Genomic DNA, 24220 nt, shown 5'->3' with positions numbered 1-24220 from the left:
TTGTCCGCGCGCTCGACGCGGTCTGACCGCGCGCTAATCGACGCGGAAGCGCTCCAGCCGCGCGGTGGCACCCGAGGCCAGCGTCACGCGACTGCGTGGCACACCCAGATGTTCGGCAAGCACCCGGATGACAGCCTGGTTGGCGTCGACCGCGCGCTCACGCACGTAGATCGTCAGCGTGCCGTCGATGTCTGTTTCGACGAGCGGCCCCTTGGCGCTGCCGGGTTTGACCCGCACCGAAATGACGTCAGCCACCCGCTCATTCAGCCGCGAGCGCGCGCGCAATTCCAGCTTGGCGCGGCGTGTCGCGTGCAAACACGCGCGCTCGCCGAACAGCTAGCGGGCGACGACGACCGACGAGCCGTGGCCGAACAGGCCTTGGTTGGCGGTGACGCCCACGGTCGCACCCTCGACCTGACGGCCGGTGGCTTGACCCTTGAGCTGCCAGGTGAGTTCGCAGACCTGCGCGATGGCCTGCGCCGGAATGGCCTCGCCGAAGCTCGCGAGCCCGCCCGAGGCGTTCACCGGGATGCGTCCACCGATGGTGGTGGCACCGCTGCGCAGAAGGTTCTCCGCCTCGCCCTTCTTGCACAGCCCCAGGTGCTCGTACCAGTCGAGCTCCAACGCCGTCGACAGGTCGTAGACCTCGGCCAGGCTGAGGTCCTCCGGCCCGATGCCGGCCTCGGCGTATGCGGCATCGAGGATCTGGTCCTTGAACACCCGCTTCGGCCCGGGCACCACCGCGGTGGAATCCGTTGCGATATCAGGCAATTCGGGCAGATGTTGCGGGTACTGCGGCGACTGCAGGCTCACCGCGCGCACCGACGGAACCCCGGACGCCGAGCCGAGGTGCTTCTCGGTGAACGCCTTGCTGGCGACGATGATCGCGGCCGCGCCGTCGGAGGTGGCGCAGATGTCGAGCAGTCGCAGCGGATCGGACACCACGGGGCTGGCCAGCACGTCCTCGATGGTCGCTTCTTTGCGGTAGCGCGCGTTGGGGTTGTTCAGGCCGTGGCGGGCGTTTTTGACCTTCACCTGCGCGAAGTCCTCGAGCGTCGCCCCGTACAGATCCATCCGACGCCGGGCGAGCAGCGCGAAGTAGACGGTGTTGGTTGCGCCGATCAGATGGAAGCGCTGCCAGTCCGGATCGTTGCGGCGTTCGCCACCGACCGGGGCGAAGAAGCCCTTCGGCGTGGTGTCGGCGCCGATGACGAGCGCGACATCGCACAGCCCGGCCAGGATCTGCGCGCGGGCACTCTGCAGCGCCTGCGATCCGCTGGCGCACGCGGCGTAGCTGGACGTGACGGGAATGCCGTTCCAGCCGAGCTTCTGGGCGAACGTGGCACCGGCGACGAAGCCGGGGTAGCCGTTGCGGATGGTGTCGGCGCCGGCGACGAGCTGGATCTGCTTCCAGTCCAGCCCCGCTTCGGCCAGCGCCGCGCGGGCGGCGACGACGCCGTACTCGGTGAAGTCGCGTCCCCATTTGCCCCAAGGGTGCATACCGGCGCCGAGGATGTAGACGGGTTCTGGACTCATGCGATCCTCCAGGCGTGCACGATGCGCTCGGTCCCGTCGTCGTCGACGTAGAGCGGCATCGTCGTCAGCTCCATCTCCATCCCGACCTTCAAGTCGGCGGCCAGCGTGCCCTCGACGACCTTGCCCAGCACGATCAGCCCTTCGTCGGCCAGCTCCACCGCGGCGACGGCGAACGGCTCGAAGGGATCCGGCGACGGGTACGGCGGTGGCGGCGCATATCGGTTCTCGGTGTAGCTCCACAGCGTGCCGCGCCGCGACAGGGGCACCTGCGCGAGATCGTCCCCGTCGCAGCCGGGGTTGGGGCAGTTGTTCTCGCGGGGCGGGAAGACGTAGGTCCCGCACTGATGGCACTTGGCGCCGATGAGGTAGGCCTCGCCAGAACCGTCGGTGGCGAACCAGCCCTCGACGGCGGGTTGCGTGGATGCTGACACGCGGTCAGCCTACCCAGTTCCGTCAAAAAACTGAAACGTGTTCCAGTTCGCCTTCACCTTGGGATCGGTAGCCGACACAGCGCGGTGCACTGATCGCACACCACGACGACAAAAGGAGGCACTGATGGGGTTCTTCAAGAAGGCTTTCGACACCGCGGCCCGCGCTACACAGCAGGGGGTGGACCCGGCGATGTTCGGCGGACCCTCGACGCGTCCGGTCGCCGACGGCGATCCGATCTGGGCTCCGATCAACGGAATCTCGCTGGAGGACTACGCGAGCTTGTCGCGCGAGGCTCAGTCGCGCGGCATCGTGGACGAGGCCGGCATGCTGGCCCTGGCCGTCGAGCGCGGCTGGGGCGAGGCCGCCACGAAGGCGGCGCTCGACGGCTGGATCCAGCGTATGGGCCAGTCGATGGCCGTGGGCCGGCGGTTCCGCACTCTCCTGGGCTACTGAGGGCTCGTCGCGAGCAGGACGGCGAGCAGCTCGTCGGGGTTGTCGCGCATCAGGTTGTGCTTGCCGTCGAGTTCATGGGTGATCCAGGCGGGGTCCTCGCGCACGCGGTCGTAGGACAGGCTCAGCGGGGATTCTCCCGGCCAGTCGAGCGCGTAGACGTAGGTGCGCTGGCGGAAGCGGCCGAGGTCGCCATGCAGCCTCAGGCGCTGCAGCACCGATGCCAGCGGATGCGCGGTCGCGCGCGAGTCGAAGAACGAAAGCGGCGGCACGCCGAACCCGCTCTCGTCCACGCCGAGGTACCAGCGTCGTTCGTCGTCGTTGACCAGGTCCCAACAGGACTCGCCGTCGTGGGGGACCACCGCGTCGACGAACACCAGCGAGTCCACCCGCTCGGCGATCCGATCGGCGACGCCGGTGATCACCATCCCGCCGTAACTGTGCCCGACCAGGACGAGATCGTCGCTGGCGGTTCCATTGTCGATGGCGGCGACGACGTCGGTGATGTGGGTGTCGAGGTTCACACCGCCGCGCAGCACGTGGGCGCGTTCGGCGACGCCGCTGAGCGTGACGGCGACGACGTGGTGGCCGGCTTCGCGTAAGGACCCGGCCAGTTGGTCGAAACACCATGCGCCGTGGCACATTCCAGGCACGAGAACATAGGTGGTCATGAGGTGCTCCTCTCGGTGGCGGTGCGGTATCTCGTGGTGGCGCGGGCGATCGCATCCGAGGTCGGCTGCGCCGTCCGGTGCATCTCTCTGTTGGCGGCGACGACGGCCGCGGTGTGCGGCCGTCGGCGCGCCTCGTAGGTGCATAGTCCGTGTGCCGGATCCGCGACCAGCTCCTCGGCCAGTACCCGGGCGTCGACGATCGCCTGGGAGGCTCCGTTCGCGCCGACGGGATACATCGGGTGGGCGGCATCGCCGAGCAACGTCACCCGATCGTCTCCCCACTGCGCCAGCGGGTTTCGGTCGACCATCGGGTATTCGAAGACCTCGGCGCTGTGCCGGGGCAGCGCCGAGGCATCGAGCCAGTCCAGCTCCCATCCCTCGACGTAGGCGGCGACCTGGTGAGGGTCGGCGGGTTGGTTCCACCGCGCGTGTCCGGGAAGGGGGCCGGGTTCTCCGTCGTCAGCCAACAGCACCCAGTTCACCAGTCCGTCGCCGATCGGATACGTCACCAGTTGGTAGGGGTCGCCGTACACGATCGCCATCGTGGTGCCGTCGAGGAACGCCGGGATCCGTGCCGCACCCCGGTACATCCGCACCCCGGACCACATCAGCGGGTCCGCCCCCGGATGCAGAACGCCGCGGACCGCGGAGTGGATGCCGTCCGCGCCGACAAGGCGGGCGGCGTGGAGATCGCCGCGCGCCGTGTGAACCACGATGCCCTCACCCGTGCGCGTGAAACTGTCGAGCGCGGCTCCGACGTGAATCGCGCAGGCGCCCAGTCGTTCTCGCGCGGCGGTCAGCAGCCTGTCGTGAAGCACCCCGCGGTGCACCGAACGTTGCGGGTGGCCGTACCCACCGCTCAGTCCAAGCGGTTCGGAGAAGAGATGCCGCCCCGTGGTGCCGTAGTACGAGATAGTTTGCGGTGCAACGGATATCAGCTCCAGATCCTGCCCGAGTCCGAGTGTGTCGAGCTCGCGGACGGCGTGGGGGAGCAGGTTGATGCCGACCCCGAGGGGTTTCAGGTCTGCGGCGCGCTCGACGACGATCGCGTCGATGCCGCGCTGGTGTAGCGCCAATGCGGCGGTGAGGCCGCCGATTCCGGCCCCGGCGATCACGACGGGTGCTGTGGTCATGTCTCCACCGTGGACCGGAACCACCCATAAGTCCAGTACATCTTCATTCTGCTTCGTATAATCAACCGTTATGGAGCTACGTCAGCTCGAATACCTGGTCGCCGTCGTGGACGAGGGCAGCTTCACCCGGGCCGCACAACGGGAGCGGGTCGCACAGCCCGCGGTCAGCGCCCAGATTCGTCGTCTGGAGCGCAGGGTCGGTCAGCAGCTGCTGACGCGCTCGAGCCGTGAGGTGCGGCTGACCGAAGCGGGCGCGGCGTTGCTGCCCCACGCCAGGGCGGCGCTTGCCGCGGTTCGGGACGCCCAGCGTGCGGTCGACGAGGTGGCCGCCGTGGTCCGCGGCTCCGTGGCGATCGGCACGGTGACGCTTCACCCGGTCGACATCGCGGCGCTGATGGCGGACTTTCATCGAGATCATCCGCAGGTGGAACTCACCCTGCTCACGGACAACTCCGATGTGTTGCTCGACAAGCTGGCCGACGGTCGGCTCGACGCGGCGATCGTCTCGATCGCTGCGGATGCTGCTCCCGAGGGACTGGACTGCGCGGTGATCACCGACGAGATCATCGCGGCCGCAGTCGCCCTCGACCATCCACTGCGGCGCCGCGCGACATTGACGCTGCCTGAGCTGTGTGAGTTCCCGCTCATCTCTTTGCCCGTCGGGACCGGGTTGCGGTCCCGTCTCGACGAGGCGTGTGCGGTGGCCGGCGTGCGTCCCGGTATCTGCTTCGAGGCGACGAATCCGCTCGAGCTGGCCGAACTGGCCCGTCGGGGAATGGGAGTCGCGATCCTGCCCCGGTCGATGGTGCGCGGTGACGCCGGCCTGCACGCACTTCGGCTGACGCCGGTGCTGCGCGGTCGGTTGGTGTGGGCATGGCGCCGTGATGCTGCCGGTCCGGCTGCGCGCGCGTTCTGCGCGCTGGCGCGACGTGCGCTCAGGCCTGGAGACCGCGGATGAGCGCGTCGATGGTCTGAGCGAATGTCGCTGCCGCATCAGGTGTTTGGCTGACTCCGGCGAGTTCGAGCGTGACTGCGCCGTGCTGGCCGTTCCACATCGCCTGCGCCGCGTGCACCGGGTCGAGATCGGCCCGCAGGGGCAGCCCGGCGACCATGTCGACGAGGGTGCTGAACACTTCGCGCCCCCGGACCGTCACTGGCGATGCGGAGTCGGCGGCCGGGGATCCGGTCGCGAAGATCAGTGCGTAGCGAGCCGGATGGGTGAGTGCGAAACGGCGGTAGCCCTGCGTCGCGCGGCGCAGCCGGTCGGCCGGTGTGCCGTCGTCAGACCCCACGTCGATGGCCGCGGCAAGACCGTCGAAGGCCCGCAGCGCGAGCGCGGCGAGCAGTCCGTCCTTGTTGGTGAAGCGGTTGTAGACGCCCATCGGCGCCACCCCGGCTTCCCGGGCGACGGACCGCACCGTGATCGCCGCGGCGCCGTCGCGCTCGAGGACGGTCTCGGCCGCGCTCAACAGTGCGGCCGAGACCTGTTCGCTCGCGGTGCGGCGCCTGGCCACCGTCACGACTCCTCGGCGACGCCCCGGCGGGCAAGCCAGGCCAGCACGTCGTCTGCGACGTCACGCCAGCCGTGATCGATTGTCAGCGAGTGGCCCCGCCCGTCGAACTGGTGGAAGTCGGTGATCGCGTCCGTCTGGTACAGCCGGTGGGCTGCCTCGGCCGTCGAGCGCGGCACGGTGTGGTCGACCGATCCGGCCGTGATCAACAGGGGCCCGCGCGTCGCGTTCGCGGTGTCCACGGCGGCCGGTGAATGCCGGCGGAGATTCGCCGCGGCGGCTTCGAACAACGGCCTGCCGGGCGACGGGATCGACCACTGCTCCCACAGCGCATCGGACTCCTCGACCGTCAGCGCGTTGCCGAAGGCGTAGCGCCACTGCGCCGCCGTCAGCGCTTTGGCACGCCCGCGATTGAGCGGGTTGCCCAGCACGGGGAGCGCCGACCGCAATTGCGCGAGGGGCAGTCCCGTCACGCCCTTGATCGGGGCGGGGTCGATCGCGATGGCCGCAGCCGCCTTGTTCTCGCCGAGCAGTTTCTGAGCGATCAGGCCGCCGAACGAGTGGCCGATCACCACGGGTGGGGTGTCGAACTCGGCGAGCGCCTTCGCGAAGTGCGCGGTCAGCTCGTCGATACCGATGCCGGCCTGCGCCGCGGGGTTCTGCCGGGTTTCCTCGACCGTCGGCAGCTCACCGGGCCAGGCAGGCGCGATGGCGTGGTGACCGTGCTCGGCGACGTAGTCGATCCAGGGTTCCCACGCGGTGTGGGCGACCCACAGGCCGTGAATGAAGACGATGTTCGTCATGACGGGCTCCTGCTCGTTATAGAACGATGTTACATAACTTGACTTCCGCTGCAACCGCGCCGACCTGGCGTTCATTCCCGCCGGTCGACGTGTCGGTCGCGATGCCTAGAGTGAAGGCCGTGAGCCCAGCCAAGACCGCATCGGCGACCGATCAGAAACCCACCCTGATGCTGTTGGACGGCAACTCCCTGGCGTTCCGCGCGTTCTACGCCCTGCCCGCGGAGAATTTCAAGACCCAGGGCGGTCTCACCACCAATGCGGTCTACGGATTCACCGCGATGCTGATCAACCTGCTACGCGACGAGCAGCCCAGCCACATCGCCGCTGCGTTCGACGTGTCCCGCCAGACGTTCCGCAAGGAGAAGTATCCGGAGTACAAGGAGGGCCGGTCGGCCACGCCGGACGAGTTCCGCGGTCAGATCGACATCACCAAGGAGGTGCTCGGGGCGCTGGGCATCACGGTGCTGGCCGAGGCGGGGTTCGAAGCCGACGACATCATCGCGACGCTGGCCACCCAGGCCGAGAACGAGGGGTACCGGGTGCTCGTGGTCACCGGGGACCGCGACTCACTGCAGCTGGTCAGCGACGACGTCACGGTGCTCTATCCCCGCAAGGGTGTCAGCGAGCTGACGCGGTTCACCCCGGACGCCGTCGTCGAGAAGTACGGGCTGACGCCGACGCAGTACCCCGACTTCGCCGCTCTGCGCGGTGACCCCAGTGACAACCTGCCCGGCATCCCCGGGGTGGGGGAGAAGACCGCGACGAAGTGGATCGCGGAGTACGGATCGCTTCAGGCGCTCGTCGACAACGTCGACAAGGTGAAGGGCAAGGTCGGCGACGCGCTGCGCGCGCACCTGTCCAGCGTCATCCTCAACCGTGAGCTGACCGACCTCGTCAAAGAGGTTCCGCTGGCCCAGACACCGGACACGCTGCGAATGCAGCCCTGGAATCGCGACCAGATCCACCGCCTGTTCGACGACCTCGAGTTCCGGGTGCTGCGTGACCGGCTGTTCGACACGCTGGCCTCGGCCGATCCCGAAGTGGACGAGGGTTTCGAGGTGCGCGGCGAGGCCCTGGCGCCGGGCACGTTGGCGGGATGGCTCGCCGAGCGCGCCGACAGCGGGCGCTTCGGTGTCGCGGTGGTGGGCAATCACCTGGCGTTCGACAGCGACGCCACCGCGCTCGCGCTCGTCGCCCCGGACGGCGACGGCCGCTACATCGACACCGCCGCATTGACTCCCGAGGACGAGTCCGCGCTGGCCTCCTGGCTCGCCGACCCGTCGCAGCCGAAGGCGCTGCACGAAGCCAAGCTCGCCATCCACGACCTGCAGGGCCGCGGCTGGACGCTGGCCGGTGTCACCTCGGACACGGCGCTGGCGGCGTACCTGGTGCGGCCCGGCCAACGCAGCTTCACCCTCGACGACCTCTCGCTGCGATATCTCAAGCGCGAGCTGCGGGCCGATAACCCTGAGCAGCAACAACTCTCGCTGCTCGATGACAGCGACGGCGTCGACGACCAGGCCGTGCAGACCCTGCTGCTGCGCGGCAGCGCCGTGATGGATCTCGCCGACGCGCTCGACGAGGAACTGGCCCGCATCGACTCGTCGGCGCTGCTGGGCAGCATGGAACTGCCGGTGCAACGGGTGCTCGCCGCCCTGGAGACCGCAGGCATCGCCGTCGATCTGGAGATGCTCACCGAACTGCAGAGCGAGTTCGCCGGGCAGATCCGCGACGCGGCCGAGGCGGCGTACGCGGTGATCGGCAAGCAGATCAACCTCGGCTCACCCAAACAGCTGCAGGTGGTGCTCTTCGACGAGCTGGAGATGCCGAAGACCAAGCGCACCAAGACCGGCTACACCACCGACGCCGATGCGCTGCAGTCGTTGTTCGACAAGACCGGCCACCCGTTCCTGCAGCACCTGCTGGCCCACCGGGACGCCACGCGGCTGAAGGTGACGGTCGACGGGCTGCTGAACTCGGTGGCCGGCGACGGCCGGATCCACACCACGTTCAACCAGACGATCGCCGCCACCGGCCGGTTGTCCTCGACCGAGCCCAACCTGCAGAACATCCCTATCCGCACGGAAGCGGGCCGGCGAATCCGCGACGCGTTTGTCGTCGGTGCGGGCTACGGCGAGCTGATGACGGCCGACTACAGCCAGATCGAGATGCGCATCATGGCGCACCTGTCCCGGGATGCGGGGCTGATCGAAGCGTTCAACACCGGCGAGGACCTTCACTCGTTCGTGGCCTCGCGGGCGTTCGACGTCCCGATCGACGAGGTGACCGCGGACCTGCGGCGCCGGGTCAAGGCGATGTCCTACGGCCTGGCCTACGGGCTGAGCGCCTACGGTCTGTCGGCTCAGCTGAAGATCAGCACCGAAGAGGCCAAACAGCAGATGGACCAGTACTTCGACCGGTTCGGCGGTATCCGCGACTACCTGCGCGACGTCGTCGATCAGGCCCGCAAGGACGGCTACACCTCGACGGTGTTCGGCCGCAGGCGCTATCTCCCTGAGCTCGACAGCAGCAATCGCAACGTGCGCGAGGCCGCCGAGCGGGCCGCGCTCAATGCGCCCATCCAGGGCAGCGCCGCCGACATCATCAAGGTCGCGATGATCAACGTCGACCGCGCGATCGCCGACGCCGGGCTGACCTCACGCATGCTGCTGCAGGTGCACGACGAGCTGCTCTTCGAGGTCGCCGACGGCGAACGGGACGCACTGGAGGCGCTGGTGCGCGAACACATGGGCGCCGCCTATGCCCTCGACGTGCCGCTGGAGGTGTCGGTCGGGTACGGCCGCAGCTGGGACGCCGCCGCGCATTGAGCGTCTGCTATATATACAAGCCTACATAATTGGTGGGCTTGAGCAGGAGGCACGCGCGTGGCCGAGCACCCGTTCGACGAGTCGATTCGGCTCGAACCCGTCGAGGCCGGCGTCCTCCGCGGCAAGACCACTGCCGAATGGGCGAACATGGTCGGTCCCTTCGGGGGCGTGACGGCGGCCGTGCTGTTGCGCGCGATCGAACTGCACCCGGAGTGCACCGGTGAGCCCCTGGCGCTCACCGTCAACTTCGGGGCACCCATTGCCGACGGAGAATTCGACGTCGCCGCGCGCCCCGTTCGCACGAACCGGAGCAACCAGCACTGGTTCGTCGAACTGGTACAGGACGGCACGGTCACCACCACGGCGACGGCGGTGTTCGGCCTGCGGCGGGACACGTGGTCGGACACCGAGAAGCTCATGCCGCACGTTCCCGCGCCCGAGAACGTGCAGGAACGAGGGCTGCCGCCGATGATCGCGTGGGCCCGCAACTACGACATGCGCTTCATCGACGGCGCGGTTCCGGCGAAGGGTGCGGCGCCGGCAGACTCGTCGACCACCATGCTGTGGGCTCGCGATCGACTGGGACGCCCCCTTGATTTCGCCGCGCTCACCGCGGCCAGCGACATCTTCTATCCGCGGGTCTACCTGCGGCTGGGCGGGCCCACGCCGGCCGGCACGATCTCTCTGACCACCTATTTCCACGCTACGGGCCCCGAACTAGCCTCTGCGGGAGACGATTTCGTCCTCGGCTGCGCATCGGCCAACCGCTTTTCCGGTGGCTATTTCGATCAGTCCGCGCAGCTCTGGAGTCGTGCGGGCACGCTGCTGGCCACCACGCACCAGATCGTCTACTTCAAGACGTAGCGACTATGGCGGCTGGTGTCCGCGCACGATCAGCTCGCGCGGCCCCGTCGGCAGCCGCCAGTGGAAGGTGATCGCCGCCAGCCGCAGCAGCGTCGCCACCAGCGTGCCGACGGCGACGCCGATCCACTGCGGGCCGTAGTAGTCGATGACGACGTAGATCACCGAGCCCATCATCGCCGGAACGGCGTACATGTCGTCGGGCCCCATCACCACCGGCACTTCGCGCGCGGTGACATCGCGGAAGATGGTGCCCGCCAGCGCTGACACCATGCCGAGGAGAGCTGCGGCGAACCAACTGGCGCCGTGGTCGACCGCGAGCGCCGCACCGGACGTGGCGAAGAAGCCCATTCCGACTGCATCCAGCATGGCCACCGGGTGGTGGAGTCTGATGACCGTGCGCGCGAACAGCGTCGCCAGTGCGGCGGCCGCCAGACACACGATCACATCGGGCCAGCGCTGCAGGGACTGCGGTGGATCGATGTCGAGGAGGACGTCGCGCAGGACCCCGCCTCCGACGCCGGTCAGCACCGCCATCGCCGCGATCCCGAAAACGTCGAACCCCTTGCGGACGCCGAGGACGGCGCCCGACGCCGCGGCGGCAGCGATGCCGAGGTAGTTGAGGATGTGCTGGATCACCAGCAGAGTATGGCGCTCAGAACGCCCGGAAACCCGCCATGTGCTGTAGGGCGGGCGACGCGGCGCGGGCCGCGTACAGCGCGTAGGTCTCCTCGTGGAGCAGGGCGATCACGCGGTGGTCGCCGAAGCCCCGATCGATCCGGTCGCGAACGAAGGCCAGTTCGACGACCCGATGGGCGAACTGTCGAACCGAGGTCGCGGCGGCCTTCCCGCCGAAGCGGTGCGCGGTGTCGACGGCGAGCTTTCGTGTCTTCAGCGACCCCAGCCAGGTCGCCTCGTTCGGGCTGACCAGGCCGGCGGCGACCATCCCTGGCAGCTTGCCCGCCACCACGTGCTGCTCGCGCCGCCGGCTGCGCACGGCCAGCGTGATCGCCAGCGCGAAGACGGGCACCATCCACAGCGCGTACACCGCGAAGTAGGCGCCCGCCCCGAGCAGCGACGAGCCGTTCCACATCGCGTGCAGCAGGACCGCCCCCGCGTAGCCGAGCAGCAGCGCGCCGGCCTTGCCTGCGGCGGTGCGGCGATGCAGCGCGTACCAGACCCCGAAGGCCGTCATCGTGGTGAACAGGGAATGAGCGAACGGCGACATGATCAGACGCAGTGCCGCGGTCACTAGGGATTCGGCAACGGACTCTCCGCCCCCGATGTAGAGGATGTCCTCCAGCCATGCGAAACCCGCGCCGACCAGACCCGCATAGACCAGGCAGTCGGTGAGTGAGTTGACCTCGTTGCGTCGCACGCCGGTCATCATGATCAGCAGGAACACGCCCTTGGCGGCCTCTTCGGTCACCGGAGCACCCACGACGAGGGTCAGTGGGCTGATGTCTCCGGAGCCCGGGGGATGGACCCACGCCTCGAGCAGGATCTGCAGCACCGCGGAGATGACGACCGCCGCCGAGGTGCCCCAGAGGAAGGCGAACAGCAGCAGCCGGGGCGGCTCCGGCTCCCACCGGTCCAACCAGAGGTAGGACAGCACCACGACGGTCATGGCGATGCTCGAGAGCACGAAGCCGATCGAGGTGCCGACCGGGTTGACGGTGGTGAGGACGATCACGATGAGGCCGGCGACGGTGCCGAGTGCGATGAGCAGACCCAGGGGAGCGCCAACCCGGCGAACGCGTGTCACGCCCAGCACAGTAGTGGCTGCATGGGGCGGGTTTGTCCTGCGTGTACCCCGTCGAGTAACCTCGACAGGTACCTGTGCGTTCTATTCGCGGGTGCGATAAACAAAACACTCTCTGTCCCTACGATTGAACCTGTCCGGAGCAACCCACCACATGCCAAGTCCCTCCGTCACGTCTCCGCAAGTAGCCCTCAACGACATCGGCTCCGCGGAGGATTTCCTCGCCGCCATCGACAAGACCATCAAATACTTCAACGATGGCGACATCGTCGAAGGGACCATCGTCAAGGTGGACCGCGATGAGGTCCTGCTCGACATCGGCTATAAGACCGAAGGCGTCATCCCTTCCCGCGAACTCTCGATCAAGCACGACGTCGACCCCAATGAGGTTGTGTCCGTCGGCGACGAGGTCGAAGCGCTGGTCCTCACAAAAGAGGACAAAGAAGGCCGCCTCATCCTGTCCAAGAAGCGCGCTCAGTACGAGCGGGCCTGGGGCACCATCGAAGAGCTCAAGGAGAAGGACGAGGCCGTCAAGGGCACCGTCATCGAGGTCGTCAAGGGCGGCCTGATCCTCGACATCGGCCTGCGCGGCTTCCTCCCCGCGTCGCTGGTCGAGATGCGTCGCGTCCGCGATCTGCAGCCGTACATCGGCAAGGAGATCGAGGCCAAGATCATCGAGCTCGACAAGAACCGCAACAACGTGGTGCTGAGCCGCCGCGCCTGGCTGGAGCAGACCCAGTCCGAGGTGCGCAGCGAGTTCCTCAACCAGCTCACCAAGGGTGCCATCCGCAAGGGTGTGGTCTCCTCGATCGTCAACTTCGGCGCGTTCGTCGATCTCGGCGGCGTCGACGGCCTGGTGCACGTCTCCGAGCTGTCCTGGAAGCACATCGATCACCCGTCCGAGGTGGTTCAGGTCGGCGACGAGGTCACCGTCGAGGTGCTCGATGTCGACATGGATCGCGAGCGGGTGTCGCTGTCGCTCAAGGCGACTCAGGAAGATCCGTGGCGCCACTTCGCCCGCACCCACGCCATCGGCCAGATCGTGCCGGGCAAGGTCACCAAGCTGGTGCCGTTCGGTGCGTTCGTTCGCGTCGAGGAGGGCATCGAGGGTCTGGTGCACATCTCCGAGCTGTCCGAGCGCCACGTCGAGGTCCCGGACCAGGTGGTCCAGGTCGGCGACGACGCGATGGTCAAGGTCATCGACATCGATCTGGAGCGTCGCCGGATCTCGCTGAGCCTCAAGCAGGCCAACGAGGACTACAACAGCGAAGAGTTCGAGGCCTGGAAGTACGGCATGGCCGACAGCTACGACGACCAGGGCAACTACATCTTCCCCGAGGGCTTCGACGCCGAGACCAACGAATGGCTCGAAGGCTTCGAGAAGCAGCGGGACGAGTGGGAGGCCCGCTACGCCGAGGCCGAGCGTCGCTACAAGATGCACACCGCGCAGATGGAGAAGTTCGCTGCGGCCGAGGCGGAAGAGGCGGCCCGTCCCGCGTCCTCCAACGGCTCGTCGCGTTCCGAAGAGTCCGCCGGTGGTTCGCTGGCCAGCGATGCTCAGCTCGCTGCGCTGCGCGAGAAGCTCGCAGGCAACGCGTAAGTCAGTTCACGATCGAAGGCCCCGACTCACCGAGTCGGGGCCTTCGTCGTCTGCACCGCATTCGGCGAGGCGGCGCTGCAGGAATCTGCGCGCGGGCTCGGAGCCGTTGCGGCGCAAGGCTTCGCGATAGCACGTTGCAGCGTCCGCGGGTCGATCCGCCCGGCGGAGCAGGTCGGCACGGATGGTGACCGGCAGCGGTGATCGGGCCAACCGTGGATCGTCGGCCACCGCGGCCAGGGCGGCCAGCCCGGCCGCCGGGCCGTCGCGCAGGCCGATCGCGAGCGCACGGTTGGCGCGCACCACGGGCGAATCGAGAACGCCGAGCAACCGGTCGTAGGCCAGACAGATCGTCCGCCAGTCGGTCTCCTGCCAGGACGGTGCGGTGGCGTGTGTGGCGGCGATAACGGCCTGCGGCAGGTACGGCCCGCCGGAGCCAGCGGCGCTGCTCAGCAACTGCAGGCCGCGGGCGATCATGGCGCGATCCCAGCTCGGCCGGTCCTGTTCCTCGAGCGGCAGCAGCGCGCCGTGGCGGTCCACCCGGGTGCTGCGCCGCGAATCCTGTAGCAGAACAAGAGCATTGAGCGCGGCGATCTCCGCGTCGTGCGGACGGAATGCGTGCAGCTCGCCCGCCAGTCGTACGCCCTCGTCGCAGAGTTCGTCACGCACCGGCGACGGCCCGGCGGTGGGCCAGTACCCCTCGGTGAACACCGAGTAGACGCAGGACAGCACATGCGGTGTGCGCTCGGGCAGCAACTGGCTGGGCGGAATGCGCAGCGGGATGTTGGCGTGCCGGATCTTGGCCTTGGCGCGCGTGATCCGCGCCGCCACCGCGGTTTCGCTGTGCAGCAGCGCGCGGGCGATCTCGGGCACGGTCAGCCCGCTCACCAGCCGCAACGTCAGCGCGAACTGTGATGGCCGGTCCAGCGCGGGGTGGGCGCAGGTGAACATCATCCGCAGTTCGTCGTCGCGAATGCGATGCGGGACCGCCGGGCCATCGGTGCGCGCGATGATGTCGTCGAGCACGGCTGCCAATTCCTTTCCGGGCCGCAAGGATTCGCGCCGCAGACGGTCACGGGCCCGGTTGCGCGCGACCGTCACCAGCCATGCGCCGGGCGCGTCGGGCTCTCCGTCGCGGGGCCACACGCGCACGGCCTCCGCGCAGGCGTCCTGGACGGCGTCCTCGGCGACGGTGAGATCGCCGCACCAGCGCGCGATCGCAGCCACGGCCGCACCCCATTCCCGCCGGAAGACGCCGTCCAGATGCGCCACGGAAGCTACAGCCCTCCCGCACCGGCGAGGCGGCGCAGGATCACCGCGGAGGCCGGGATCATCGACGCGACTTCGACGGCCTGGTCGCGGTCGCCGGCACGGATCAGATAGAAGCCGTTGGCCACCTCGGCGCCCTCGGTGAACGGTCCGTCGGTCAGCAAGACATCTGAGCCGCGCACCCGCACCGTCGTCGCCGTCGTCGGCAGGTGCAGGGGCGCGCCACCCAGCACACGCTGACCCGCAGCAGGGCCGAGTTCTTCGTGCCGGCGCGCACCCTCCACCCACTCCGGTGTCCCCGGCTCGGTGAGCTGTTCGGCGGGTTCCAGCAGCAGCGCCAGCCAGTCGCCGCCGGTCGTCGGGGTGTCCGGCCTGTTCCAGTGCACCATCGGCCACACCTCGACGGCGCCGTACCGGGCGGCGGGCACCTGCCGGGCCAGCTCGAGCGCCTCGTCCAGGTTGTCTGCGTCGAAGACGTAGAAGCCTCCGGCCACCTCGGCGCCTTCGGCGAACGGGCCGTCCGTGATCACCGGACGGTCGGGCCCGCCATCGATGCGGACTGCCTCGGCGGCAGGGGACAGCGCGTCGCCTGCGGACAGAGCGTGAGCGGCGCGGGCGTGGAAGTCGCTGTACGCCTGCATCTCTGCGACGAGGTCGCCGGGGGAGAGTTCGCGTTCCGGGGTCTGCAGCAGTGCGAAGTAGTACATCGTGTTCCTTCACGGGTCGGGAGGGACCTGGTGTCCACTCTCTACCTGATCGACGAACTGCGCCGGGCCCGATCGACAGGCGCGCCAGAGAATCCTGACAGACTGTGTGGCGTGCTGCGTATCGGATTGACCGGAGGAATCGGGGCGGGCAAGTCGACGGTGTCGGCGACGTTCGACGAACTCGGCGGAATCGTCGTCGACGGCGACGTCATCGCCCGGGAAGTGGTGGAGCCGGGCACCGAGGGGCTTGCCAAGCTGGTCGAGGCCTTCGGGGAGGACATCCTCGCCGACGACGGATCGTTGAACCGGCCGGCGCTGGCCGCGATCGCGTTCAGCGACGACGAGAAACGCAAGACACTCAACGGAATCGTGCATCCGCTTGTGGGACAACGACGTTCCGAGTTGATCGCCGCCGCGGACGACGACGCGGTGATCGTCGAGGACATCCCGCTGCTGGTCGAATCGCAGATGGCGCCGTTGTTCCCGTTGGTGATCATCGTCCACGCCGACGAACAGGTCCGGGTCGAGCGGCTGATCGAACACCGCGGTTTCACCGAAGAGGACGCCCGGGCGCGGATCGCAGCACAGGCCACCGAGGCCGATCGCCGGGCCGTCGCCGATGTCTGGCTGGATAATTCGGGCACTGCCGATGAACTGGTCGGCGCGGCCCGCAGGCTGTGGCATGAGCGCATCCAGCCATTCGCCGACAACCTTCGCGCGGGCCGGCCCGCTCCGACCGAGCCGCGATTGGTGCCGCCGGATCCCGAGTGGCCGGCCCAGGCGCAGCGGATCCTGGCCAGACTGCGCACCGCGTGCGGGCACCACGCCTCACGCGTCGACCACGTCGGCTCGACGGCGATACCGGGCCTGGACGCCAAAGACGTCATCGACGTGCAGGTCACCGTCGCGTCGCTGGACGTCGCGGACGAGCTCGCCGATGCACTGCTGGGCGCCGGCTATGTCCGCACGGCGATCACCGAGGACATCGCCAAGGACTCGGCGAAGCCCGGCGTCGACGGACAGTGGGGCAAGAGGCTCTTCTGCTCCGCAGACCCGGGCCGTCCGACCAACGTGCATGTGCGGGTGGACGGCTGGCCCAATCAGCTCTTCGCGCTGCTGTTCGTCGACTGGCTGACGGCCGACCCTGCGGCACGCGCCGAATACCTGGACCTCAAGCGCCACATCGCCGGGCAAGGCCACGCGACCACCGGGGACTATGCGGACGCCAAGGAGCCGTGGTTCGCCGACGCATACCACCGCGCGTGGACGTGGGCCGAGGCGTCAGGCTGGCGCCAGGACCCCTGAGCGCCGGCTCAGTCTCCGATTCGATCCGCATTCATGTGGATCGCCTCGCGGCAGTAGGCCGCGAAACCCGGCAGGCCGAACGAGTCGTCGTACCGGGCGACGTAGCGCGGGTCGCTGACGTACATGTCGCCCAACGTGCGGTGCATCGGAGGCGGGCAGTCGTAGAACCACCGGTTCACGTGTAGCCGGTGCTGCTCAGCCGCGTCCATCGCCGTCTGGGAGTCGGCGGGTAGCCCTGCGCGGAACGCGTCGGACAGCGCCGTCTCGACCGCCTCGCCCTCGGCTTTGATGCGGATCCAGTCCTCTTTGCCGTAGGACTTCGCGCGGCGCTGCGACTCCTTCCACTCGTCGGACTCACCGAACTTCTGCTCGGCTTCGGCCTGATAGTCGTCGAAGCCTTCCCCGAACAGCTCGCGCATGTCGTCGTCGGTCATGGGGGTGTTCGCCATTGCTTTCTCCAATGCCTGATCGATGGCCTCGACGAGGTCTTTCATCTCGTCGAGCCGGGACATGACGCGTTCGCGCTGACGTATCAAATGGCTGACCTCGTCGCCCTTGTTCACCAGGCTCGCGATCTCCTCGAGAGGCAGCTCGAGCCGGCGATAGACGATGATCTGGGATAACCGCGTCAGATCGGCCGGGGTGTACACCCGGTAGCCCGAGGCGTTCCGTCGTCTCGGGGTCAGCAGCCCGATGTCGTCGTAATGGTGCAGCGTCCGGACCGTGATACCGAATCGCTGCGCGACCTCACCGACGGTGAGTTCTTCCACACCCATCTCCTGCGTCACGTAGACCAGGCTGCTGCCTCACGTCCCGTGAGGGTCAAGACCTACGTCGACGGCGGTGGCGCGGGCAGCGCTGCGTCTGCCGCGGGTTCCGCGGGTGGGGCCGGCTCGCCGCCGGCCGGGATGTCGAGGGGGGCGCCACACTGCAACGTGCCGTACAGCGGATCGTCCTTCACACGGAAGAACCGCGGTGCGATGAACTGGTCGGCCTGCGCCACGATCTGGTCGTCGACGAGGATCTCGCAGTGCAGATTGGACCCGTAGGGCCACTGGATCGAGATCTGCATGCCGGCGAGCTTGGGATCGGTCAGCACGGTGTTCACCTCGAACGTCTGCCCCGGCAGCATGGTCGGTTGCGCGCTGTTGACGTTCTGGTCGTCCTGCTTGTAGGCGACCACGGCGCCACGGGAGGTGCCGTCGGCGCGGGCGCGGTAGATCACGTTGTGCTGTTCCTGCGGCGCGGGCGGTGCGGCGCCGGGGGCTGCGGGGTCGGGGACAGCGGGGTCGGCTGCGGCGGTGGGGCCGCCGATCGGGACCATCAGCGCGCCGGTCGCGAGGATCGCGGCACCGGCTCTCGCCCAGGCGGTCCGGCTCGGTCTGCTCGATCTCACACCGCGGAGTCTATGCTCCGCGCCATGTCAGCGTGATGCCGACGGTTGCCAGCCACTGGTCGAGGTCGTAGCCGTGGCGGGCCAGGGCCTCGGTGGTGCGCACCGCGGTGTGGATCGCGTGTTCGGCGTCAGCGGGGTCGAGCAGGCCCTCGCGGACCGCCGAGACGAGCTCGTCGACGTCGGTCACGTCCACCCCGCGGCCGGTACGCAGCACCAGATCGAGGTAGTGATCCTCGCCGCTCCAGAGGTGCGGGCCCGGCGTGTAGACGCCGATGTCGAGGTAGAAGTCCTGGTCTCGCTCGTGGCCGGGATGGAAATGGAAGACCGTCACCCGCAGGTTCAGGGTCGGCAACAGCCACGACTCGAGGTAGCCGAACTGTGCCCGCCCGGGGGTGGGCCGGGCCATGTACAGACCCCAGGCGTGCACCGCGAAGACGTCGACGTCGCGCACGATGCCCTTCGGGTCGGTGTTGGTGCGGGCGACGAGATCGAAGGTCTCGCGTTTGGGCGGGTGGATGCCGACAAGGATAGGCGCCTCCCCGGGGAAGAGAAGTTGTCGGTGCCGGGTTCTACCCTGGTGAACATGGCTTTCGCGACTGAACACCCGGTGCTCGCTCATTCGGAGTACCGCCCTGTCGACCAGGTGGTGCGCGCGGGCGGTCGCTTCGAGGTGGTCAGCGAGTACCAGCCCGCAGGTGATCAGCCGGCGGCGATCGAGGCGTTGGAGCAGCGGATCCGGTCTGGTGAACGCGACGTCGTCCTGCTCGGCGCGACGGGTACCGGTAAGTCGGCGACCACGGCGTGGCTCATCGAGCGTCTGCAGCGGCCCACGCTGGTGATGGCGCCGAACAAGACACTGGCCGCCCAGCTGGCGAACGAGCTTCGAGAGATGTTGCCGCACAACGCCGTCGAGTACTTCGTCTCGTACTACGACTACTACCAGCCCGAGGCGTACATCGCGCAGACCGATACCTACATCGAGAAGGACAGCTCGATCAACGACGATGTCGAGCGGCTGCGGCACTCGGCGACCTCCAGCCTGCTCTCGCGCCGCGACGTGGTGGTGGTGGCGTCGGTGTCGTGCATCTATGGTCTGGGCACGCCCCAGTCGTACATGGACCGCTCGGTGGAGCTGAAGGTCGGCGACGAGGTGCCCCGGGACGGACTGCTGCGGCTGCTCGTCGACGTGCAGTACACCCGCAACGACATGTCGTTCACCCGCGGGACGTTCCGGGTGCGCGGCGACACGGTCGAGATCATCCCGTCGTACGAGGAGCTCGCGGTCCGCATCGAATTCTTCGGTGACGAGGTCGAGGCGCTGTACTACTTGCACCCGCTGACCGGCGACATCATTCGGCAGGTCGACTCGCTGCGAATCTTCCCCGCCACCCACTACGTCGCCGGCCCCGAACGGATGGCGCAGGCGATTTCCACCATCGAGGCCGAACTCGAGGCTCGCCTGGCGGAATTGGAGAGTCAGGGCAAACTCCTCGAGGCGCAGCGGTTGCGGATGCGCACCAACTACGACGTCGAGATGATGCGTCAGGTCGGATTCTGTTCGGGAATCGAGAACTACTCGCGCCACATCGACGGCCGGCCCGCCGGCTCCGCACCCGCGACGCTCATCGATTACTTCCCGGAGGACTTCCTCCTCGTCATCGACGAGTCCCACGTGACGGTCCCACAGATCGGCGGCATGTACGAGGGCGACATGTCCCGCAAGCGCAACCTGGTGGAATTCGGCTTCCGGTTGCCGTCGGCCGTCGACAACCGACCCTTGACCTGGGAGGAGTTCGCCGACCGCATCGGGCAGACGGTGTATCTGTCGGCCACGCCGGGACCGTATGAGCTCAGCCAGACCGGCGGTGAGTTCGTCGAGCAGGTGATCCGGCCGACCGGTCTGGTCGACCCACAGGTGATCGTCAAGCCGACGAAGGGGCAGATCGACGACCTGATCGGGGAGATCCGCCTGCGCACCGAGCGCGACGAGCGAGTGCTGGTCACCACGCTGACGAAGAAGATGGCGGAGGATCTCACCGACTACCTCCTGGAGATGGGCATCAGGGTGCGGTACCTGCACTCCGAGGTCGACACCCTGCGCCGGGTCGAGCTGCTGAGGCAGCTGCGGCTGGGGGAGTACGACGTGCTCATCGGCATCAACCTGCTGCGGGAGGGCCTCGACCTTCCCGAGGTGTCACTGGTGGCGATCTTGGACGCGGACAAGGAAGGGTTCCTGCGCTCGCCGCGCAGCCTGATCCAGACCATCGGCCGTGCGGCGCGCAACGTCTCCGGTGAAGTGCACATGTACGCCGACAAGATCACCGACTCGATGAAGGAGGCGATCGACGAGACCGATCGCCGCCGGGCCAAGCAGATCGCCTACAACACCGAGCACGGCATCGACCCGCAGCCGCTGCGCAAGAAGATCGCCGACATCCTCGATCAGGTGTATCGGGAGGCCGACGACACGGACGCGGCGGTGGAGGTGGGCGGTTCGGGCCGCAACGCCTCGCGCGGCCGGCGCGCACAGGGCGAGCCCGGTCGGGCGGTGAGTGCCGGGGTGATCGAGGGGCGCGACACCAGCAACATGCCGCGAGCCGAATTGGCTGATCTGATCAAGGATTTGACGGCGCAGATGATGGCCGCGGCGCGCGACCTCCAGTTCGAGCTCGCCGCGCGGATCCGCGATGAGATCCAGGATCTCAAGAAGGAATTGCGCGGCATGGACGCTGCGGGGCTGAAATAGCTTGATCTCAAGGGCTGTTGAGGTCCTACGGTCAACGGCGTGACTGACATCGACGCTGACGGGGCTGCGGTGCAGCAGCGGAACGCCGGGACATGGCGCGACCTCCTCGGGCCGCGGTATCTGGGTGCCTCCACCGTGCTCGCCGGCGGCGTGGCGCTGTACGCGACCAACGAGTTCCTCACGATCAGCCTCATGCCCAGCGCGGTCGCCGACATCGGCGGACAACGGCTCTACGCGTGGGTGACCACGGTGTATCTGGTCGGATCGGTGGTGGCGGCCACCGCCGTGCACGCGATCCTGATGCGGTGGGGACCGCGCCGGTCATACCTGCTCGGGCTCAGCATGTTCGGGGTCGGCAGCCTCGCGTGTGCGATGGCGCCCACCATGGAGCTGTTACTCGTCGGCCGGACGGTGCAGGGCGCGGCCGGTGGCATGCTGGCCGGACTCGGATACGCCGTGATCAACACCGCGCTGCCGAGCCGACTCTGGACCAAAGCGTCGGCCCTCGTGTCGGCGATGTGGGGGGTCGGCACGCTGGTCGGGCCGGCCGCTGGCGGACTGTTCGCCCAGTTCGGTTCGTGGCGTTGGGCTTTCGGTGTGCTCGTGGTGATGACGACGGCGATGTCTGTCCTGGTGCCGGTGGCGTTGCCCAGCCGTCCGGCCGACGCGAGCCCGCCGGCGCGGGTCGGGGTCCCGGTGCGGTCGCTGCTGTTGCTCGGCACGGCGGCGCTGCTGGTCTCGGCGGCCGGGGTTCCGCATGACGCGCGGGCGACGGCGGCTCTGGTGGCTGCGGGCCTCGCGTTGATCCCGGTGTTCGTGATCGTCGACCGCCGGGCCCGGGCAGCGGTGTTGCCACCCAGCGCGTTCGCCCCGGGACCGTTGAAGTGGGTTTACCTGACGCTGGGCGTGTTGATGGCCGCGACGATGGTGGACATGTACGTACCGTTGTTCGGGCAGCGGCTCGGCCATCTCGCCCCGCTGGCGGCGGGATTCCTCGGCGCGGGCCTGGCGGTGGGGTGGACGGCGGGGGAGATCACCAGCGCGTCGTTGAGCAGGCCGGCGGTGATCGTGCGCGTGGTGGCGGTGGCCCCGCTGGTGATGGCGGCGGGTCTGACGATCGGTGCGCTGACGCAGCGGCAGGACGCCTCGGTGTGGTTCATCGCGGCGTGGGCGCTCTCGTTGGTGATCACCGGATCGGGGATCGGCATGGCGTGGCCGCATCTGTCGGCGTGGGCGATGAGCAAGGTGCGTGATCCCGCCGAGGGGCCCGCGGCCGCGGCGGCCATCAACACCGTGCAGGTGATGTGCGGCGCGTTCGGGGCTGCGCTGGCGGGCGTGGTGGTCAACGTCTCCGATCGCGGTGATGCGACGGCCGCGCACTGGCTGTTCGCCGTGTTCGCGGTGCTGGCAGCCTCGGCGGTGGTCTCCGCCATCCGCAGCGGCCGCCCCGTGCCCGGTCAAGGATCACGGTGAGCACAAGCCTGGGCTGACGCGGCGCGGGCCGGCAGAGTAACGGGCAGTGCGGGTGTGGCTGAGTGGCTAGGCACCGGCCTGCAAAGCCGTTTACACGGGTTCGAATCCCGTCATCCGCTCGCACCGGTACCCGGGTACCTTGAGTCCTCGTGACGTGGCTTCTCCTGCTCTGCGCCATCGTCAGCGAGGTCGCCGCCACGTTGTCGCTGAAAGGCGCGGTCGCCACGCCCGCGCTCTACGTCGTCGTGGTCGGCGGCTACTTCGCCTCGTTCGTGTTCCTCACGCTCGTCCTCAAACGCGGTATGGGACTAGGGGTGGCCTACGGCATCTGGGGGGCGATCGGGGTCGCGTTGACCGCGATCCTGTCGTCGATCGTCTTCGGTGAGGCGTTCACCGTGCTGATGGGCATCGGCATGGGGTGCATCATCGCCGGCGTGCTCCTGGTCGAGATGGGCGCGCGTCACGCCGAGGACTCCGCGGACGGTGCGCCGTAGTGCAGTACGTGCTGTTGATGGGGGCCATCGCGTCGGAGGTCACCGGCACCCTGGCGTTACGGGTGGCCGCCGGAGGCCGTCGCGCCTTCTACGGCGTCGTGCTCATCGGCTATGTCGTCGCGTTCACCATGCTGTCCGCGTCGTTGCAGCACGGCATGCCGCTCGGTGTCGCCTACGGCATCTGGGCCGCGGCGGGGGTGGCTCTGACCGCTGCGGCGTCGCGCATCCTGTTCCGCGAGCCGCTCACGCCCACCATGCTCACCGGAATGGGATTGATCGTGGCTGGTGTGCTGCTCGTCGAGCTCGGCGCCGCCCACTGAGCTCGACATCCCGGGGGATTCGCTATCCACATAGCGAAAAGGTGATTGTGAATTGCAGCACGTCACAACGCTTTATGGCGCAGCTGCGACACAGTTCGGCAACGCATCGATCACCATTGAGTTGCCGAACTCGCTATGTTTGCTGAAACTGTGACACGGTGATCGCGTGAGCACTCGCCAGGCAGCTCGTGCGCTCGGGATTGCGGTCACCATCGTGTTGGCGCTGTGTGCCTTGTCCGTTCGTGCACCCGTCGCTGCGGCGGCCTCGTGCCCGGACGTCGAAGTCGTCTTCGCGCGGGGCACCAGCGACAAGCCGGGATTCGGCCCGGTCGGTACGCTCTTCGTCAAATCCCTGCAGAAGAAGTTGAACACCAAGAAGATCGAGGCCTACGCGGTCGACTACTCCGCCAGCTGGGACTTCTCGAAGTCGACATCCGAAGGTGCAGTCGACGCCAACAAGCACGTCCAGTACATCGCCGGTATCTGTCCTCAGACCAAGATCGTGCTCGGCGGAATCTCCCAGGGCGCCGGGGTGATCGACCTCATCACCATCGGGAAGAAGAAGCTGTGGTTCTTCACGCCCTCACCGCTGCCCGACGCGATGGTCAGTCACGTCTCGGCGATCGCGGTCTTCGGCAACCCGTCACGCGACTACGCCAACCTCGGTCCGCTGACCACGTTGAGTCCGCTCTACGGCAGCAAGACGATCGACCTCTGCGCGACCAACGATCCCTATTGCTCCAAAGGGTTCGACATGTTCGCCCACTATTCCTACATGTGGAACGGGATGATCGACGAGGCCGCAACATTCGCTGCGCGGCGTGTCGTCGGCCTCGCCGTCGACACCAAATTGTCTGCGCAGCAGGATGTTCCCGCGGCCGAGTACACACCTGCGGCAGGACCTGGCGGTTGATCCGCTGCCGCGG

The 24220-nt window shown here is 68.0% G+C and carries 25 protein-coding genes and 1 tRNA gene; 12 read left to right on the top strand and 14 right to left on the bottom strand.

Annotation, left to right across the window (positions count from 1 at the left end; translation table 11 throughout):
- Positions 1 to 33 precede the first annotated feature (33 nt).
- From ACZY1G_RS24940 to ACZY1G_RS24930, 3 genes are all read right to left on the bottom strand, one after another.
- Positions 34 to 255: a DUF167 domain-containing protein gene (locus tag ACZY1G_RS24940; protein ID WP_463817953.1), complete on the bottom strand. Its 222-nt coding sequence runs from the start codon at positions 253 to 255 to the stop codon at positions 34 to 36.
- Between the two features lie 81 nt (positions 256 to 336).
- Positions 337 to 1536, bottom strand: a complete 1200-nt coding sequence (locus ACZY1G_RS24935; RefSeq protein WP_463817954.1) for a lipid-transfer protein — start codon at positions 1534 to 1536, stop codon at positions 337 to 339.
- Positions 1533 to 1967 (bottom strand): Zn-ribbon domain-containing OB-fold protein, encoded by a 435-nt coding sequence (locus ACZY1G_RS24930; RefSeq protein WP_335332358.1) that lies wholly within the window; start codon positions 1965 to 1967, stop codon positions 1533 to 1535. Before ACZY1G_RS24930 ends, ACZY1G_RS24935 begins: the two co-directional genes overlap by 4 nt.
- A 124-nt stretch (positions 1968 to 2091) precedes the next feature.
- Here ACZY1G_RS24930 and ACZY1G_RS24925 point away from each other — a divergent pair, with 124 nt between their 5' ends.
- The gene (locus ACZY1G_RS24925; RefSeq protein ID WP_463817955.1) at positions 2092 to 2421 is read left to right on the top strand and encodes a hypothetical protein; all 330 of its coding nucleotides are present in this window, start codon (positions 2092 to 2094) and stop codon (positions 2419 to 2421) included.
- On the opposite strand, the gene ACZY1G_RS24920 is transcribed toward ACZY1G_RS24925, so the two are convergent.
- Positions 2415 to 3089 carry an alpha/beta fold hydrolase gene (locus tag ACZY1G_RS24920; RefSeq protein ID WP_463817956.1) on the bottom strand — a complete coding sequence of 225 codons (675 nt, stop codon included), beginning with the start codon at positions 3087 to 3089 and terminating at the stop codon, positions 2415 to 2417. The two genes, ACZY1G_RS24925 and ACZY1G_RS24920, sit on opposite strands and share 7 nt — an antisense overlap.
- Positions 3086 to 4222 carry an FAD-dependent monooxygenase gene (locus tag ACZY1G_RS24915; protein WP_463823894.1) on the bottom strand — a complete coding sequence of 379 codons (1137 nt, stop codon included), beginning with the start codon at positions 4220 to 4222 and terminating at the stop codon, positions 3086 to 3088. The genes ACZY1G_RS24920 and ACZY1G_RS24915 overlap by 4 nt, the downstream gene beginning before the upstream one ends.
- Positions 4223 to 4292: 70 nt before the next feature.
- Between ACZY1G_RS24915 and ACZY1G_RS24910 the strand changes: the two genes are divergently transcribed.
- Complete coding sequence (locus ACZY1G_RS24910) at positions 4293 to 5180, top strand: LysR substrate-binding domain-containing protein (RefSeq protein WP_463817958.1); 888 nt, start codon at positions 4293 to 4295, stop codon at positions 5178 to 5180.
- Here ACZY1G_RS24910 and ACZY1G_RS24905 read toward each other — a convergent pair.
- Positions 5158 to 5736 carry a TetR/AcrR family transcriptional regulator gene (locus ACZY1G_RS24905; RefSeq protein ID WP_463823893.1) on the bottom strand — a complete coding sequence of 193 codons (579 nt, stop codon included), beginning with the start codon at positions 5734 to 5736 and terminating at the stop codon, positions 5158 to 5160. The genes ACZY1G_RS24910 and ACZY1G_RS24905 overlap by 23 nt on opposite strands.
- A gap of 2 nt (positions 5737 to 5738) precedes the next feature.
- The gene (locus ACZY1G_RS24900; RefSeq protein WP_463817960.1) at positions 5739 to 6536 is read right to left on the bottom strand and encodes an alpha/beta hydrolase; all 798 of its coding nucleotides are present in this window, start codon (positions 6534 to 6536) and stop codon (positions 5739 to 5741) included.
- Between the two features lie 101 nt (positions 6537 to 6637).
- Between ACZY1G_RS24900 and polA the strand changes: the two genes are divergently transcribed.
- Positions 6638 to 9364, top strand: a complete 2727-nt coding sequence (polA, locus tag ACZY1G_RS24895) for a DNA polymerase I (protein WP_463823892.1) — start codon at positions 6638 to 6640, stop codon at positions 9362 to 9364.
- A gap of 57 nt (positions 9365 to 9421) precedes the next feature.
- Positions 9422 to 10228 carry an acyl-CoA thioesterase gene (locus ACZY1G_RS24890; RefSeq protein ID WP_463817962.1) on the top strand — a complete coding sequence of 269 codons (807 nt, stop codon included), beginning with the start codon at positions 9422 to 9424 and terminating at the stop codon, positions 10226 to 10228.
- A gap of 3 nt (positions 10229 to 10231) precedes the next feature.
- Here ACZY1G_RS24890 and ACZY1G_RS24885 read toward each other — a convergent pair whose 3' ends face one another.
- Positions 10232 to 10864 (bottom strand): trimeric intracellular cation channel family protein, encoded by a 633-nt coding sequence (locus ACZY1G_RS24885; RefSeq protein ID WP_463817963.1) that lies wholly within the window; start codon positions 10862 to 10864, stop codon positions 10232 to 10234.
- Between the two features lie 16 nt (positions 10865 to 10880).
- A complete protein-coding gene (locus tag ACZY1G_RS24880) occupies positions 10881 to 11990 on the bottom strand; it encodes a PrsW family intramembrane metalloprotease (protein WP_463817964.1) in 1110 nt (369 codons plus the stop codon).
- Between the two features lie 151 nt (positions 11991 to 12141).
- Between ACZY1G_RS24880 and rpsA the strand changes: the two genes are divergently transcribed.
- Complete coding sequence (gene rpsA / locus ACZY1G_RS24875) at positions 12142 to 13587, top strand: 30S ribosomal protein S1 (RefSeq protein WP_463817965.1); 1446 nt, start codon at positions 12142 to 12144, stop codon at positions 13585 to 13587.
- Positions 13588 to 13593: 6 nt separating this feature from the next.
- On the opposite strand, the gene ACZY1G_RS24870 is transcribed toward rpsA, so the two are convergent.
- Positions 13594 to 14856 carry an RNA polymerase sigma factor gene (locus ACZY1G_RS24870; protein ID WP_463817966.1) on the bottom strand — a complete coding sequence of 421 codons (1263 nt, stop codon included), beginning with the start codon at positions 14854 to 14856 and terminating at the stop codon, positions 13594 to 13596.
- Positions 14857 to 14861: 5 nt separating this feature from the next.
- Positions 14862 to 15560, bottom strand: a complete 699-nt coding sequence (locus tag ACZY1G_RS24865; RefSeq protein WP_463817967.1) for a YciI family protein — start codon at positions 15558 to 15560, stop codon at positions 14862 to 14864.
- Between the two features lie 111 nt (positions 15561 to 15671).
- Between ACZY1G_RS24865 and coaE the strand changes: the two genes are divergently transcribed.
- Positions 15672 to 16865, top strand: a complete 1194-nt coding sequence (coaE, locus tag ACZY1G_RS24860) for a dephospho-CoA kinase (RefSeq protein WP_463823983.1) — start codon at positions 15672 to 15674, stop codon at positions 16863 to 16865.
- A gap of 8 nt (positions 16866 to 16873) precedes the next feature.
- On the opposite strand, the gene ACZY1G_RS24855 is transcribed toward coaE, so the two are convergent.
- From ACZY1G_RS24855 to ACZY1G_RS24845, 3 genes are all read right to left on the bottom strand, one after another.
- Positions 16874 to 17635 carry a MerR family transcriptional regulator gene (locus ACZY1G_RS24855; protein WP_463823982.1) on the bottom strand — a complete coding sequence of 254 codons (762 nt, stop codon included), beginning with the start codon at positions 17633 to 17635 and terminating at the stop codon, positions 16874 to 16876.
- 59 nt (positions 17636 to 17694) lie between these two features.
- The gene (locus tag ACZY1G_RS24850) at positions 17695 to 18189 is read right to left on the bottom strand and encodes a hypothetical protein (RefSeq protein ID WP_463818055.1); all 495 of its coding nucleotides are present in this window, start codon (positions 18187 to 18189) and stop codon (positions 17695 to 17697) included.
- 82 nt (positions 18190 to 18271) lie between these two features.
- On the bottom strand, positions 18272 to 18778 hold the full coding sequence (locus ACZY1G_RS24845) for a ribonuclease FAU-1 family protein (protein WP_463823981.1): 507 nt from the start codon (positions 18776 to 18778) through the stop codon (positions 18272 to 18274).
- Positions 18779 to 18844: 66 nt separating this feature from the next.
- Between ACZY1G_RS24845 and uvrB the strand changes: the two genes are divergently transcribed.
- From uvrB to ACZY1G_RS24815, 6 genes are all read left to right on the top strand, one after another.
- Positions 18845 to 21007, top strand: a complete 2163-nt coding sequence (gene uvrB, locus ACZY1G_RS24840) for an excinuclease ABC subunit UvrB (protein WP_463817968.1) — start codon at positions 18845 to 18847, stop codon at positions 21005 to 21007.
- Between the two features lie 39 nt (positions 21008 to 21046).
- Positions 21047 to 22480: an MFS transporter gene (locus ACZY1G_RS24835; RefSeq protein ID WP_463823891.1), complete on the top strand. Its 1434-nt coding sequence runs from the start codon at positions 21047 to 21049 to the stop codon at positions 22478 to 22480.
- Between the two features lie 48 nt (positions 22481 to 22528).
- A tRNA-Cys gene (locus ACZY1G_RS24830) sits at positions 22529 to 22599 on the top strand.
- A 30-nt stretch (positions 22600 to 22629) separates the two neighbouring features.
- On the top strand, positions 22630 to 22974 hold the full coding sequence (locus ACZY1G_RS24825; RefSeq protein WP_463817981.1) for a DMT family transporter: 345 nt from the start codon (positions 22630 to 22632) through the stop codon (positions 22972 to 22974).
- Entirely contained in the window at positions 22974 to 23294 is a 321-nt protein-coding gene (locus ACZY1G_RS24820; RefSeq protein WP_463817982.1) for a DMT family transporter, read from the top strand. Before ACZY1G_RS24825 ends, ACZY1G_RS24820 begins: the two co-directional genes overlap by 1 nt.
- Positions 23295 to 23460: 166 nt before the next feature.
- Positions 23461 to 24207, top strand: coding sequence for a cutinase family protein (locus tag ACZY1G_RS24815; RefSeq protein ID WP_463823890.1), 747 nt, complete (start codon positions 23461 to 23463; stop codon positions 24205 to 24207).
- The last annotated feature ends 13 nt before the right edge of the window (positions 24208 to 24220 follow it).

This window comes from Mycobacterium sp. IDUB_5 (genome assembly GCF_055419565.1).
Note: the sequence above shows the minus strand (reverse complement) of the source record. Positions and strands in the feature narration are given on the sequence as shown.

Bases quoted from the DNA above. Each gene is read 5' to 3' on its own strand.
- ACZY1G_RS24935 (WP_463817954.1), bottom strand. From the start codon at position 1,536: ATGAGTCCAGAACCCGTCTACATCCTCGGCGCCGGTATGCACCCTTGG.
- ACZY1G_RS24925 (WP_463817955.1), top strand. From the start codon at position 2,092: ATGGGGTTCTTCAAGAAGGCTTTCGACACCGCGGCCCGCGCTACACAG.
- ACZY1G_RS24920 (WP_463817956.1), bottom strand. From the start codon at position 3,089: ATGACCACCTATGTTCTCGTGCCTGGAATGTGCCACGGCGCATGGTGT.
- ACZY1G_RS24915 (WP_463823894.1), bottom strand. From the start codon at position 4,222: ATGACCACAGCACCCGTCGTGATCGCCGGGGCCGGAATCGGCGGCCTC.
- ACZY1G_RS24910 (WP_463817958.1), top strand. From the start codon at position 4,293: ATGGAGCTACGTCAGCTCGAATACCTGGTCGCCGTCGTGGACGAGGGC.
- ACZY1G_RS24900 (WP_463817960.1), bottom strand. From the start codon at position 6,536: ATGACGAACATCGTCTTCATTCACGGCCTGTGGGTCGCCCACACCGCG.
- polA (WP_463823892.1), top strand. From the start codon at position 6,638: ATGCCTAGAGTGAAGGCCGTGAGCCCAGCCAAGACCGCATCGGCGACC.
- rpsA (WP_463817965.1), top strand. From the start codon at position 12,142: ATGCCAAGTCCCTCCGTCACGTCTCCGCAAGTAGCCCTCAACGACATC.
- ACZY1G_RS24865 (WP_463817967.1), bottom strand. From the start codon at position 15,560: ATGTACTACTTCGCACTGCTGCAGACCCCGGAACGCGAACTCTCCCCC.
- ACZY1G_RS24850 (WP_463818055.1), bottom strand. From the start codon at position 18,189: ATGGTCCCGATCGGCGGCCCCACCGCCGCAGCCGACCCCGCTGTCCCC.
- uvrB (WP_463817968.1), top strand. From the start codon at position 18,845: ATGGCTTTCGCGACTGAACACCCGGTGCTCGCTCATTCGGAGTACCGC.